Source organism: Bacillus salacetis (genome assembly GCF_003581585.1).
GTDB lineage: Bacteria > Bacillota > Bacilli > Bacillales > Bacillaceae_B > Rossellomorea > Rossellomorea salacetis.
The window spans coordinates 37,009-50,509 of record NZ_QXIR01000009.1 but is presented as its reverse complement, the minus strand read 5'-3'; the positions used below and the strand labels follow the sequence as shown (position 1 = coordinate 50,509).

Annotated in this window: 12 protein-coding genes and 2 other annotated features; of the genes, 9 read left to right on the top strand and 3 right to left on the bottom strand. The window is 44.1% G+C overall.

What is annotated here, in order from left to right; translation table 11 throughout:
* Positions 1–37 precede the first annotated feature (37 nt).
* Positions 38–1,102, bottom strand: coding sequence for a hypothetical protein (locus D3H55_RS08440; protein WP_119546467.1), 1,065 nt, complete (start codon positions 1,100–1,102; stop codon positions 38–40).
* Positions 1,103–1,282: 180 nt separating this feature from the next.
* Between D3H55_RS08440 and shc the strand changes: the two genes are divergently transcribed.
* From shc to trpA, 9 genes are all read left to right on the top strand, one after another.
* On the top strand, positions 1,283–3,142 hold the full coding sequence (shc, locus tag D3H55_RS08435; RefSeq protein ID WP_119546466.1) for a squalene--hopene cyclase: 1,860 nt from the start codon (positions 1,283–1,285) through the stop codon (positions 3,140–3,142).
* Positions 3,143–3,313: 171 nt separating this feature from the next.
* Positions 3,314–3,567 (top strand) — a binding site (T-box leader).
* 137 nt (positions 3,568–3,704) lie between these two features.
* Positions 3,705–3,957: a binding site (T-box leader), on the top strand.
* Positions 3,922–4,053, top strand: a complete 132-nt coding sequence (locus D3H55_RS25190; RefSeq protein WP_276310215.1) for a hypothetical protein — start codon at positions 3,922–3,924, stop codon at positions 4,051–4,053. Its footprint overlaps the feature before it by 36 nt.
* Positions 4,046–5,443: an anthranilate synthase component I gene (trpE, locus tag D3H55_RS08430; RefSeq protein WP_119546465.1), complete on the top strand. Its 1,398-nt coding sequence runs from the start codon at positions 4,046–4,048 to the stop codon at positions 5,441–5,443. Before D3H55_RS25190 ends, trpE begins: the two co-directional genes overlap by 8 nt.
* Positions 5,440–6,048, top strand: a complete 609-nt coding sequence (locus D3H55_RS08425) for an anthranilate synthase component II (protein ID WP_119546464.1) — start codon at positions 5,440–5,442, stop codon at positions 6,046–6,048. The genes trpE and D3H55_RS08425 overlap by 4 nt, the downstream gene beginning before the upstream one ends.
* Entirely contained in the window at positions 6,020–7,045 is a 1,026-nt protein-coding gene (gene trpD / locus D3H55_RS08420) for an anthranilate phosphoribosyltransferase (protein WP_119546463.1), read from the top strand. The genes D3H55_RS08425 and trpD overlap by 29 nt, the downstream gene beginning before the upstream one ends.
* A gap of 1 nt (position 7,046) precedes the next feature.
* Positions 7,047–7,841: an indole-3-glycerol phosphate synthase TrpC gene (gene trpC / locus D3H55_RS08415; RefSeq protein WP_119546462.1), complete on the top strand. Its 795-nt coding sequence runs from the start codon at positions 7,047–7,049 to the stop codon at positions 7,839–7,841.
* Complete coding sequence (locus D3H55_RS08410; protein ID WP_119546461.1) at positions 7,825–8,445, top strand: phosphoribosylanthranilate isomerase; 621 nt, start codon at positions 7,825–7,827, stop codon at positions 8,443–8,445. Before trpC ends, D3H55_RS08410 begins: the two co-directional genes overlap by 17 nt.
* 15 nt (positions 8,446–8,460) lie before the next feature.
* On the top strand, positions 8,461–9,663 hold the full coding sequence (gene trpB, locus D3H55_RS08405) for a tryptophan synthase subunit beta (protein WP_119546460.1): 1,203 nt from the start codon (positions 8,461–8,463) through the stop codon (positions 9,661–9,663).
* Positions 9,656–10,447, top strand: coding sequence for a tryptophan synthase subunit alpha (gene trpA / locus D3H55_RS08400; RefSeq protein WP_119546459.1), 792 nt, complete (start codon positions 9,656–9,658; stop codon positions 10,445–10,447). Before trpB ends, trpA begins: the two co-directional genes overlap by 8 nt.
* Positions 10,448–10,825: 378 nt before the next feature.
* On the opposite strand, the gene bcbE is transcribed toward trpA, so the two are convergent.
* Positions 10,826–12,049, bottom strand: coding sequence for a bacillibactin exporter BcbE (bcbE, locus tag D3H55_RS08395; protein ID WP_119546458.1), 1,224 nt, complete (start codon positions 12,047–12,049; stop codon positions 10,826–10,828).
* Between the two features lie 433 nt (positions 12,050–12,482).
* On the bottom strand, positions 12,483–13,019 hold the full coding sequence (locus D3H55_RS08390; protein ID WP_119546457.1) for an Hsp20/alpha crystallin family protein: 537 nt from the start codon (positions 13,017–13,019) through the stop codon (positions 12,483–12,485).
* Positions 13,020–13,501 lie beyond the last annotated feature (482 nt).

Below are 13,501 nucleotides of genomic sequence, written 5' to 3'. Positions count from 1 at the left end.
TGCCATGTAAGACAGGCAGCCTTGGAAATTAGAAGTCTCACTTTTCATTATTCAGCTTTTCTTGAAGAGAGGTTCGGAAAGCGGCCGGATCATCCAGTCTGATATGCACTTGATGTACATTTTTTGTTAAACCATAAACATAGTGAGCCGTCTGTGGAGCTTTCAATTTGATCGCGAGCTGTGCTTTCTCAGGCACGAAGTCAGGAGCGACTGCCAGGAAAGTTCTCTTCTCCTGGTCTTTACTAAGCTTTCCTGGCCCTTCATAGGGAGTGATGTACGCTATATTTGTCAGCGGGATAGTGATCCTGCTGGCAAAACCGATCCTGATGACCAGCTCTTTCCCTGTTATACGGACTGGATTCAAACGGATGCCCTGTATTTGAGCAAGGAAAAATAATACCGTATATATGTTAAGGAATAATAGGAACCATGATATGATCGGATTCCATTGATGAAGAAAATAATGAAGGCCGATTGACTCAATAACGACAGCATGTATCAACATCACATAAAGGGCGATGGAGCTTCCTCTTTGATGGATCGTGAAAGTGTTTGAAGTGCTAACCGTATTCTTCTTCCAAGAAAATAAGCTGTAGTAAAACAGGCTGATTTCTGTTAAATAAATCCTTACGAAAAGAGGTGCAGACATATGCTGTTGAATGGCTGCTTCCAAACGGTGTGGAAAAAGGTCACCCCCTCCATCGGAATTAAGCTTTTTTAAGTGGCCCAATACCTTTGGGACTGCTTTAATGAGGTGAAGGGCAATATACACCTCGAATAGTATGAAAGCTCCCTCTGCTGCGATTAAAATATATTTAAAGAATGGGACTGAGGTGAGATGTTCATTCGGTATGATCAGCCATGCAGTACCATATCCTGCAGCGATTACCAGGGAAAGAGCTTTTGAGGAGTGATTTCCCCTTATGATGAAGAAGTAAGCCATCAAAGGGATGACAATCATAAGGTCAACAATGGAGCCAATCGCCATTTTTTCAGGAATATCATCCAGAGTATAGACTGAAATATTGCTTATGACCACAATTGCTGTCAGGGCAAGAAAAAGCGGCCATCTCTTCTTGGGTTTGACTTTTGTTTCGACCATAATTATACCTCCCTTAATCAAGTGCCTTACTAATATTATACAATTCCAATAAATTCCTGAAAGGTGCAGTTGTGTATAATTCATGAAATTATGAAGAAAAACTTCCTGAATGCCCTCTCAGTCTTTGAATATATTAAGGTATGAACCTGCGCTAAAGGCGGTGTAAAGGTGAGAACCTCAATGATTGCAGAACTATCACGCTTGAAACAGGGCTTACTGGAAAGGCAGGATGAAGATGGGGCATGGAGGTACTGTTTTGAAAACAGCTTAATGACTGATGCCTATATGATTGTGCTGATCAGGTCATTGGGAATAAAAAAAGAAGGAATGGTAAAGGAGCTTTCCCAAAGGTTGTTGGCTCAGCAGGACGAAGCAGGTTGCTGGAAGATTTACAGAGATGAAAAAGATGGGAATTTATCTGCTACAGTTGAAGCCTATTTTGCGCTGCTATGGAGTGGGATTGTGAATGAAAAAGATCACAACATGATGAAAGCAGAAGGGTATATTCTTTCAAAAGGGGGACTGGACGGGGTCCATTCCATGACGAAATTCATGCTCGCCGCCCATGGGCAATATCCGTGGAATCGCTTCTTTCCTGTTCCGGTTGAACTGATACTGCTTCCATCCTATTTCCCCCTGAATTTTATGGATTTCAGTGCATATGCAAGAGTTCATCTTGCTCCGATGCTGCTTCTGAAGAGCGAAAGATTCACTCGTAAAAAAACCTCCACTCCAGACATGTCCGGTTTGCTGGTTGATAAAGAAGCTCCATACCTATTCCGGGAAGAAGAAAGGTCATTCATTGATTGCGTGAAAAATGGAATAGATGCCTTATCATCTGTTCCAGTAGACTTACATTCAGCTGCCAAAAGAAATGCCCTGAATTACATGTTGTCAAGAATTGAACCTGATGGAAGTTTATATAGTTATTTCAGCTCCAGCTTCTACATGATCTTTGCTCTTTTGTCACAAGGTTATCCAAAGAATCATCCAATAATAATCCAGGCGATCCAGTCGATGATTTCCCATCAGTGCAGGAGGGAAGGGCATCCTCATATTCAAAATTCGCCATCGACTATCTGGGATACAGCTCTCATATGCCATGCATTGCAGGATGCAGGAGTGAGCGGCAGCCACCCGCAAATTAGAAAAGCCGGGAAGTTTCTTATCGATCATCAGCACACAAAGAAAGGCGATTGGTCTTCGGAAGCCCCAGGGGCAGAAGCAGGTGGATGGGGTTTCTCACAAAGCAACACTATTAACCCGGATGTAGATGATACTACGGCAGCACTAAGGGCATTGAAGGCTTCTTCTGTCAAAGAGGAAGAAAAAGCCCTTAACTGGAAGCGCGGCGTGGAATGGGTTCTATCCATGCAGAATAAGGACGGAGGCTGGCCGGCGTTTGAAAAAAATAAACAGAAAGAAATATTATCCTGGGTTCCGATGGACGGGGCAGAAGATGCTGCGCTTGACAGATCCACTGCAGACCTCACAGGCAGGACACTTGAGTTTCTAGGAAACCACGCTGGTTGGAAGCTTGGCAATAAACCGGTAGAAAAAGGGGTCGATTGGCTGAACAATAATCAGGAGAGGGACGGATCCTGGTATGGGAAATGGGGAATCTGCTATATTTATGGGACATGGGCCGCGTTGACAGGGTTGAAAGCTGCAGGCATCAATGATAATCATAAAACGATTAAGAAGGCGAAAAGGTGGCTCCTGGATATCCAGAACAATGATGGCGGCTGGGGTGAATCTTGCAGGAGTGACAAAGAGAAGAGATATATTCCCCTGGGTGCAAGCACGCCTTCCCAAACGGCTTGGGCCCTGGATGCTTTAATTTCCACCAGTGATTATCCTACAAAGGAAATCGACCGGGGTATGGAGGCGCTGCTTGGTTTATTGCAGTCTGCTGACTGGAGAACGGCGTATCCGACAGGTGCGGGGCTTCCGGGAACCTTTTATATTCATTATCATAGTTATAACTATATCTGGCCGCTGACTGCATTGAGTAAATATACATCGAAATATATGAAATGATGCTGAGAAATCTCAGCGAAAACTGCCTTGACTGCAGCTTGGAACATTTCCAAGCAGGCAGCAGGGAACATTAAACAAGAAAATCGGCCCGCTGTAAAACATAAAAATTCTGATAATTACCTATTGACTTCACCCCTTTCTTCGTATTAAGATAGAAAACAATTAAAGAACGGAACGGCGTTGATGAAGAGGAGTAGCTTCCGATGATCACTTCAGAGAGCTAGTGGATGGTGCGAACTAGCGTGGTCATGGATGTGAATGGACTTCTGAGCCTTCAAACTGAAATCACTTCATGTGAGAGTAGGCTTTGACGAATGTCTCATCGATACAAGGGACACATATTCGAGAATCAAAGGTCTCTGATATGGCTAAGCGGACTGTTTTACAGTCAACGAAGGTGGCACCACGGGTCTCCCGTCCTTATTTTGAGGATGGGGGACCCTTTTTTATTTCTAAAAGCCCCTTTTACAGCTTATCAAAGTCCCCAATTCAAAGAAAAATTTCTTTGAATTGGGGACTGCCAGTATACAGTTTCTAAGCGTAAGGAAAAAAACGACATATCCATAAATCTTTGAACAAGAGTAGTACGTATAGACAAAATCGTTACAGAAAGCCGGCGGTGATGAGAATCCGGCACGAGGGTCAGTACCGAATGGACTTGTGAGAGGCCGCCTGAACATTTTAGTAGGGCAGCCCGGGATTCCTCCGTTAAAAGGATAGGGTATCGGAATGACCAGCATTCCTGTACCTGAAAAAGCGGGAGTTCTTCATGAACTTCAATGCGAGGTGGCACCGCGATTCCAATCGTCCTCCATGAAACAGTATACCTGTTTTGTGGGGGACTTTTTTTAATCGACAAAAACCGGGTCGTGCCTGTCACCAAAGTAAGAGGAGGAGACGAGAATGAATGAGACGAGACAGATTAGAGTTCACACTAGAGAGATGAATGGAGACGAGTTGACCCCGATCAGTGTTTTTAAGAAGCTTGGCGGGCAAAAGAAGTTTTTGCTGGAAAGTTCCCTGAAACATGAAAAGGCAGGAAGGTATTCTTTCCTTGGAAGCAACCCCTTTTTTGAGTTTAAAGCAGACGGCAGCCAAATAACAGAATTGAATCATATGACAGGGACCTCTGCCGCTTCTGTGGGAAATCCATTTGACAGGCTGAAGATGCTTTTTGCAGACACAAAAGGAATGAAGCAGGGCTTTCCCTACTCCGGCGGTGCTGTAGGCTATATAGGATATGATAATATCCGCCACTTTGAAGATATCGGGGACATTCCTGGTAATTCATTGAAAATGCCGGATATACACCTAATGTTTTATGAAAAAACCATCATCTTTGATCATTTGGAGAATAAGGTGATTCTGCTGGTTCTGCAAGGGTTCAATGGAAATGCTGATCAACTTCCGGAAAAGGCGCTTGATGAAATGCAGGAAATGCTATGCCAGAGGGACACTGTCCAGGATGAATCGGATAAAGGAGAGCTTGATTTCAAAGCTCAGGTGACTCAGGAACAATTCGTCTCAATGGTTAATCAGGCGAAAGAAGAAATTATCAATGGTGAAATATTTCAGGTTGTGTTATCACAGCGTTTTAAATCAGAGTACACAGGAGAACCCTTCAGTATATATAGAAAGCTGAGACAGACAAACCCGTCCCCATATATGTTTTATATTGATTTTGAAGATTATGTTGTACTGGGGACTTCGCCCGAAAGCTTTATTAAAGTGAATGGCAGGAAAGTTATTTCCAATCCTATTGCCGGTACCAGGAGAAGAGGCAGTGATGAGGATGAAGATGCCGGCTTCGAGAGGGAATTGGTCCATGACGAAAAGGAAATTGCCGAACACAGGATGCTGGTTGACCTGGCAAGAAATGATCTTGGCAGGGTCTGCGGGATAGGAAGCATATCTTTGACAAAGTACATGCTTGTTGAAAGATATAAATACGTAATGCACCTTGTTTCGGAGGTGGAAGGTACCCTTGATCCTTCGCTTACAAGCATTGATGCAGTAATTGCTTGTCTCCCGGCCGGCACAGTAAGCGGTGCCCCGAAAATTGCAGCCATGAAGATCATCAACGTTCTGGAAAACTGCAAGCGAGGTGTGTATTCCGGTACAGTCGGATACATTTCAGTGAATGGAGATATCGATTTGGCACTGGCAATCCGGACGATGGTGATCAAGGATGGCCATGCTTATGTTCAGGCAGGAGCCGGCGTAGTCTACGACTCAAAGGCTGAATCCGAATACGAGGAAACACTCAACAAAGCGAGAGCGCTGATCGAGGTGGCAAAATGATGCTGTTAATCGATAACTATGATTCGTTTACCTATAACCTCTATCAATATCTATCCGAGCTTGGGGAGGAAGTACTTGTAAAACGTAATGATGAGCTGGCAATTGAAGAAGTATTTGAAATGGATCCATCGGGCATTGTCTTGTCCCCTGGGCCCGGAAGGCCAGAGAACGCAGGGATATCCATCGAAATAATACGTGAGTTTTATAATAAAACGCCAATTCTAGGAGTGTGTCTTGGGCACCAGGCAATCGCAGCAGCTTTTGGGGGTGAAGTAGTCAGGGCAGGGAAGATCAAACATGGAAAGACCTCTCAGATCAAACACAATAATGCCGGATTGTTTCAATATATCCCGCAGCCGGTTGAAGTGATGAGGTATCACTCTCTTGTAGTCAGGAAAGACTCCCTTCCCCCGGTCCTTACAACTTGTGCCGTTTCAATGGACGATAACGAAATCATGTCCATGAAGCATTTTCAGTACCCTGTTTACGGCGTCCAATTTCATCCTGAGTCCATTGGAACGAAACTTGGGAAGAAATTGCTTAAGAACTTTATCGATTTGAAGGAGGAAGAGAGAAATGAAAGAATTTCTTCAGAAATTATTTGAAGGGACCTCATTTGAAAAAGGAGAAATGAAAGCAGCCGTGAACCTTCTCCTGCAAGAAGAGACGAGTGAAAGCGAAGTCGCCTCATTCCTGACGGCTTTGAAAATGAAAGGGGAAACGGTGAAGGAAATTACGGGGCTTGTAGAACTCCTTCGTGAACGGGCAGACTTTCAAGCAGCTCCTGTAGAAAATGTAATGGATATTTGCGGAACAGGCGGGGATGGCTCCCAAAGCTTTAATATCAGTACCACAACGGCGTTCGTATTAGCCGGCGCAGGAGTGAAGGTTGCAAAACACGGCAACCGCAGTGTATCGAGCAGGACCGGGAGCTCGGATGTACTTGATCACTTAGGGGTCGGACTGGACTTTACCAGCAGTGAAGTCAACGAGATGCTGGAGATGAACGGGCTCGCCTTCCTATATGCCCCCAACGTCCATACAAGGTTAAAGAAAATCATGAAAGTAAGGGGGGAATTAAAGGTTCCGACAATCTTTAATATGATCGGCCCTCTGACAAATCCGATTAACATAGATACACAATTATTAGGGATTTACAGGCGGGATATGCTCGGTACCATGGCTTTAGTATTAAATGAATTGGGCAGGAAGAGGGCCGTCGTCTTGAATGGGGCGGGTTACATGGATGAGGCCTCGCTGGCTGGAGAAAATCATTTGGTCCTGCTTGAAAATGGAAAGACATCAAGACTCATCATCCATCCTGATGAAGCAGGCCTCCCTGTCTACTCAAATGACACAATCCGCGGAGGTGATGCGCTCAAAAATGCGGAAATCCTCTTGGAAGTCCTGAAAGGAAAAGAGGGACCTTATCTGGATACAGTGATTTTCAACGCGGGCATCGCATTATTTGCCAACGGCAGGACCACAACCGTTGCGGAAGGTGTGAAATTGGCAAGAGAATCCATCCAGAGCGGTGCAGCTTATGAGAAGCTGCAGCAGACAGTTGAATATTCCCAGCGAAGCAGAAAGAAGGTTATGTAAAATGGCGGATATTTTGACAACAATCATTGAACAGAAAAAGCAGGAGGTTGCTCAATTAAAAAAGATAGGCTATGAACAAGCGAACCTCTACAGGGAAGGAAAACATAAATTAGCTGATTCTCTGCTCTCTTCGAAAGAACTAAGGGTCATAGCAGAAATCAAACGCGCTTCACCTTCAAAAGGGGAGATCGCTTCAGCTGCAGAACCCGCTCAACAGGCAAAACGATATGAGGACGGAGGAGCGGCAGCCGTTTCTGTACTGACCGATCAAAGGTTTTTTAAAGGGTCGATAGAAGATCTTAAAGCGGTGAGGCGTGAGGTCGATCTTCCGCTGTTATGCAAGGATTTCTTTATCGATGAAATACAGATAGACAGAGCAAAAGATGCAGGTGCAAATATCATTCTATTGATTGTTGCCGCATTGACTCAGAAAAGGCTGGAAGAGTTATACCGGTATGCTGTTTCACTGGACCTGGAGGTGCTGGTGGAAATACATGATGAGGATGAAGGTGAAAGAGCGGCAGCCCTTGGTGCAGCAATCATTGGAATCAATAACCGGAATCTAAAGACATTCCAGGTGGATCTGGCGAATACCGAAAGGCTCGCTCCTTTAATGAATGGTAAAAATAGTGTGGTTATCAGTGAGAGCGGGATCAAATCAAGGGAAGATGCAATCAGGGCTGCAAGGGCGGGAGCTGAAGGGATTCTTGCCGGCGAGTCGCTCATGATCAGCAGGGACGCCGGAAAAGCAATCAGATCGTTTTCTGTCTGCAAGGAGGATGCTTTGCTTGGTTAAAGTGAAGGTATGCGGAATCAGAACAGTGGAACATGCCAGAGCCGCTGTTGAAGCCGGGTCAGATGCCATAGGGTTCATTTTTGCAGACAGCAGGAGAAAGGTATCAATAGCATCCGCGCGTGAGATTAGTGACAGCATTCCAAGCTCTGTAAAGAAAATTGGTGTATTCGTCAATGAGTGCCGGACAGAAATAGAAAAAATAGCGGCTCAAGTACAGCTTGATTATGTACAGCTGCACGGTGATGAGACGGCCGATTTCATGAACTCCCTTACCGTCCCCTCATATAAAGCACTTTCGATTCAGGGAAAAGAAGATTTAAATGGATGCGGGGAATTCCCCGGGAGGTTCATTCTCTTCGACAGCGGCCATGGTGAAGCAAGAGGGGGAAACGGCACGACATTTGACTGGTCATATCTTAAGGAAGTTTCATTGAACAAACAATTGATCCTGGCCGGAGGGTTACATGCTGAGAACGTCAGACATGCCATTATGGATGTGAATCCATATATGGTCGATGTTTCGAGCGGAGTCGAGGTGAACGGAATGAAAGATGTGCAAAAGATAAAAGAGTTTATCAGGATAGTGAAAACAATCAGAAAATAAGAAGGAGGAAGGGCAATGATCTATACTCAACCAGATGAAAAAGGGCTGTTTGGCCGTTTTGGAGGACAATTTGTCTCGGAAACACTGATGGGAGCAGTAGCGGAGCTGAATGAAGCTTACGAAAATGCTGTTTTGGATCCGGAGTTCCAGCGGGAACTTAAGTATTACCTCAAAGAATATATCGGCAGGGAAACCCCTTTATACTTAGCAGCCAATCTTACCAAACGTGCAGGCGGGGCAAAGATTTACTTGAAAAGGGAAGACCTTAACCATACTGGTGCCCACAAAATCAATAATACGATCGGTCAGGCACTCCTTGCATTAAGAATGGGGAAACGGAAAATCGTGGCCGAGACAGGTGCAGGACAGCATGGGGTGGCAACTGCCACAGTATGCGCTCTGCTTAATCTTGACTGTGTCATTTTTATGGGCGAGGAAGATATCCAGCGGCAGAAATTAAATGTGTTCAGGATGGAGCTCCTTGGTGCGGAAGTCATCAGTGTCAAACAAGGCAGTGCAACACTTAAGGATGCAGTAAACGAAGCAATGCGCTATTGGGTTTCTCATGTCGAGGACACTCACTACATCATAGGATCGGTGCTGGGTCCGCACCCATTCCCTAAGATGGTCAGGGATTTTCAAAGCATAATTGGCAGTGAGACAAGGAAACAATTCATGCAAAAAGAAAACACTCTTCCGGACGCCGTTGTTGCCTGTGTAGGCGGCGGAAGCAATGCAATGGGGATGTTTTACCCTTTCATAGACGATGAGGACGTAAGTTTGTATGGTGTAGAGGCTGCAGGAGCAGGAGTCGATACAGCAAAACATGCAGCCACTATGACAAAGGGGTCATTGGGTGTCCTTCATGGAGCAATGATGTATGTCCTTCAAGATGGGGATGGACAGATACAGGAAGCACATTCAATTTCAGCGGGTCTGGATTATCCAGGGGTCGGTCCCGAACACAGCCTGTTAAAAGAAACCGGACGCGTCTCGTATTCTGCAGTCACTGATGAAGAAGCACTGGATGCATTTAAATTGCTTTCAGTGGAAGAAGGGATAATACCAGCCTTGGAATCCTCTCATGCTGTCGCTTATGGAGTTAAGCTCGCTGCCTCAATGAAGATTGATGAGAGTATCATTATCTGCTTATCTGGCAGAGGCGATAAGGATGTAGAGACAGTCAAGTCAAGAATAGGAGGACATCGACATGGGTAAAGAATTTCTTGAGGCATCTTTAAATAACTTGCGAGCAAAAGGGCAGGGCATATTCATTCCTTATATCATGGCAGGCGACGGGGGACTTGAAAATCTCATTAACCAGCTGTGCTTTCTTGAGGAGGCAGGGGCGTCCGCTATTGAAATCGGCATTCCTTTCTCAGACCCTGCAGCTGACGGGCCGGTCATACAGGAAGCGGGGAAACGGGCGCTGCAAAATGGCACCACGCTTTCAGGGATCCTTGAGGTCCTGAAGAACGAGAGGAAAAGAATCAGCATCCCCCTCCTTTTCATGACCTATTTCAATCCCGTCCTGCAGTATGGATTGGATGCACTTGCTGAAGATTGTTCAAAGGCAGGAGTCGATGGACTGATCATCCCTGATTTACCTTTGGAACATAAAGACATACTGTCACCTTTTATAAGGGATAAGAATATAGCCCTGGTACAGCTTGCCTCATTGACCAGTTCGAAAAAGCGGTTGAAGGAAATTGCAGAAGCAACTGAAGGCTTTCTATATGCAGTGACGATCAATGGGACTACAGGGGCTGTGAAAGACTTCCAGTCACCTGTAATGAATCATCTGGCCGATTTGAAAACGATTTGCAGTGTACCTGTCCTTGCGGGATTCGGAATTTCAACACCAGTTCACGTCCGGAAGTTTCTTGCTGTGTCGGATGGAGTTGTGGTCGGAAGTAAAATCATACAGCATCTGAAAAACAAAAGGCTTGATGAAATCAGGGGATTGGCAGAAGCAGCTCGATATAAAACACCAGTTTCCTGAATAAAAGGCTTGATATTACTTAGCTCTTTGTATGAAAACTCCCATGGCGGCGGGAAGCGCCGTCATGGGAGTTTTTCGTAAACTTTGTTGCTATTCACTATAAATTTCAACTAATATCCTGGTATATCGTAGTAGAAACCCCCGGTGAGAAGGAAAGAAAAGAGCTGCTCGTTCTTTTTCGAGAGTAAAACCTTTGTATACAGGGGAAAAATCCGGCACCTGGGATTTTTCCGAAAGCAACAATATAGGCGAAAACAGCCTTACCTAAGGAGAACAGGGCAGCTGAAAATGAACTTGTTGATTATAAGAAACAATCAAGAAGAGAAAACGCATGGGTTCGGCAGTTAACGATCCCATACGTTTTTACAATCATCTCTATTAAGTGGTCTCAGGCTGCATTTCTTCAGATTCTTCAGGCTCCGGCTTGATGAGGATCAGCGCAATGAATGCTGATACGGCGCTGATACCGATCAAGATCATGAAGGTGACTCCTTTTGACAGCAAAGCAACGACGGGTGGCCCGGCTGCAACCCCTATAAAACGCATACTGCTGTAAATTGAAGTTATGGTCCCCCGGTGTTCTTTCTCGATACCCTCGGTTATTAATGCATCGAGGCAAGGCAGTGCAGCTCCGATGCCAATACTGGCCAGCGACAAGAATATCAGGAGCATCCACTTTCCGTCGGAAAAGAAGATGGGTACCTGGGCACCGGCCCCTAGCAGCATCCCGATCACTATTGCCCATTTCATCAATGCCCTCTTCTTACCGATGAATTTTCCGGTAAGGAAAGAAGTTGCACACAAAAATAGAAGAGGCAGGGCAAGGTAAAGGCCTTTAAGAACTCCATCAATATTATATTTGCGTTCAAGTACATTGGATAAAAAGAAAAGAAACCCGAACAAAATGAACATAGAAACAATCCCGATAATGAAGATTGCTGATAGCCATTTGCCTTCTTTTCCGAGGATTTCCTTTATTTCTTTGGTGAATTCCTTAATGGTCTGGCCTTTTTCTTCTTCTTTTTCTTTCTTTGGAACTTTAACTAGAAGAAAGACCAAGCCGATGGCAATCAATGAAAAAACAGGTATCGAAAAGAACGGGATGAACCAGATCCAAGCTGCAAGAAGGGATCCCAAAACAGGGCTGAGAACTTTACCGAACGTATTGGATGTTTCAATCAAACCCAATCCCTTAGTGACTTCCGTTTCATCTTCAAACATATCCCCTACTGTCGGGATCACGACAGGGAACGCACCAGCTGCGCCGATGCCCTGTACAAATCGTCCAAGAAGGACAATCCAGTAGCCGTCATTCATCTGCCAGGAAGCCCAGCCGGAAATGACACCGCCTATCCCGGCAATTATAAGGCTCGGTATAATGATTTTCTTTCGTCCGAACCTGTCAGACAAGTATCCTGCAATCGGTATCAGGAGGATGGCTACAAGGGAGTATACAGTAATGATCATGCTTGATTGAAATCCGCTGATTCCCAGCTTTTTTTCCATAGTGGGCAAAACTGGTATCAACATAGAGTTTCCCAGTGTCATTACAAGTGGAATAGACGATAGCGCGAATAAGTCCCATTTCTTTTTCTGCTCCATTTGAAGTTCCTCCAAAATCAAAATGCTTCACTCTGCTTATTGTTATCAAAATGGAGGATTTCATTCAGGGGATTTGAAAAGGATGCTGCAGAGAAAAATTGCAGCTTCCTGAAAGAGGAGTTCCATACACCAATACTATCCAAGTGGTGTGAAAAATTGGCCCAATCTATAAAGGAATAGGCCGATTTTATACTGCCGGTCCTTTATTTTGGTACAAACCGGTAATTAACGCCCCAAGATCAAATGTGCCCATCTGTGGCCCAATGTTTATAGGCTGTTTTCGAAGTTGCTTTCGGAAAATCACAGGCAGCATTTTTTTCCTGTATTCAAAGGTTTTTACCCTCGAAAAAGAACGGGAAGCTCTTTTGTTTCCTGCTTACCGGGTTTTTTTCGGTTGATATTTACGAAAAAAAGCTAAAAAAAAGACGTTTCATTATCTTTCTGAAACGTCGATCTCTGTAAACTGAAGATCTATGCTTTTGGGGATCTTTATCTCAAGAATCCCCTCTTTGTATTGTGCGGAAGAACCCTTTTTCTTTACAAGCGAAGGCAGGGTAATGACCTGTCTTTCACCAGAGCTGGGGATGTTTTCAAGGATTGCCTGATTGGAGGTGTGAAAAACCTTCATATTTTTAACAAGTTCCTCGTCGGAAATTTTAAGTTGTATATAAATGCTTTCAAGTGATTCGAAAATATTCACAGGGATTTTCTCATTATGTTGACGATCATCCTGGCCGTCAGGGGAATATTCACCAGCTTTTTCATTCGATCCATTCATACCGTTAAACCCGTTCATCATCCCGCCCATATTCTTCATTAAGTCTCCGGGGTTCTGCATGCCCTGCCAGTCTTTTGGAAACATTTCATGCATTACGCCCTTAACATATTGATCGACATCCTGAGGGTTCATATTCTTCATCATATCCTTCATGTTTTTATTGAATGGAAAAAAGGAGTTCCAAGGAAACATAGTCTCACCTCTTTAATGTAACCGCAGTATTATTTGTTTAGTGTATGCACTCATCCGCCCAGGGGTTCATGGCTGCCTCACATGTTTGAGGAAGGGCTTACAGGGGATAAGAAAATAAGTAAGAAAAGAATTCAATTCAAAGAAGGGAGCTATTAAATATGAAGAAAAAAAACTTTTGCTATTCAAGATTAGGATATGGTTTGGAAAAGTAGACAAAAAAGTGTATAAAATCAAAAAAAATATTTGGTTTTTTTAGGTAACAGTAGTAAGATGGTTTATGAAAAATGGTAAAGATGAAAAACAGAAAGCTTGAAAAAGAGAGTCGGAATTTATTTTTACTATTTCAGAATAATCAAAAATTTAGATGACAATAACAGATTGGGCATAATATTCCATAATATTTTGCCGCCTCAAAAGATGGCGAAATTTTAAAGATTTTGTCACAAATGCTTTATCTCTTACTTTTAGAGTGATAAAATATT

Bases quoted from the DNA above. Each gene is read 5' to 3' on its own strand.
- D3H55_RS08440 (WP_119546467.1), bottom strand. From the start codon at position 1,102: ATGGTCGAAACAAAAGTCAAACCCAAGAAGAGATGGCCGCTTTTTCTT.
- shc (WP_119546466.1), top strand. From the start codon at position 1,283: ATGATTGCAGAACTATCACGCTTGAAACAGGGCTTACTGGAAAGGCAG.
- D3H55_RS25190 (WP_276310215.1), top strand. From the start codon at position 3,922: ATGCGAGGTGGCACCGCGATTCCAATCGTCCTCCATGAAACAGTATAC.
- trpE (WP_119546465.1), top strand. From the start codon at position 4,046: ATGAATGAGACGAGACAGATTAGAGTTCACACTAGAGAGATGAATGGA.
- D3H55_RS08425 (WP_119546464.1), top strand. From the start codon at position 5,440: ATGATGCTGTTAATCGATAACTATGATTCGTTTACCTATAACCTCTAT.
- trpD (WP_119546463.1), top strand. From the start codon at position 6,020: ATGAAAGAATTTCTTCAGAAATTATTTGAAGGGACCTCATTTGAAAAA.
- trpC (WP_119546462.1), top strand. From the start codon at position 7,047: ATGGCGGATATTTTGACAACAATCATTGAACAGAAAAAGCAGGAGGTT.
- D3H55_RS08410 (WP_119546461.1), top strand. From the start codon at position 7,825: ATGCTTTGCTTGGTTAAAGTGAAGGTATGCGGAATCAGAACAGTGGAA.
- trpB (WP_119546460.1), top strand. From the start codon at position 8,461: ATGATCTATACTCAACCAGATGAAAAAGGGCTGTTTGGCCGTTTTGGA.
- trpA (WP_119546459.1), top strand. From the start codon at position 9,656: ATGGGTAAAGAATTTCTTGAGGCATCTTTAAATAACTTGCGAGCAAAA.
- bcbE (WP_119546458.1), bottom strand. From the start codon at position 12,049: ATGGAGCAGAAAAAGAAATGGGACTTATTCGCGCTATCGTCTATTCCA.
- D3H55_RS08390 (WP_119546457.1), bottom strand. From the start codon at position 13,019: ATGTTTCCTTGGAACTCCTTTTTTCCATTCAATAAAAACATGAAGGAT.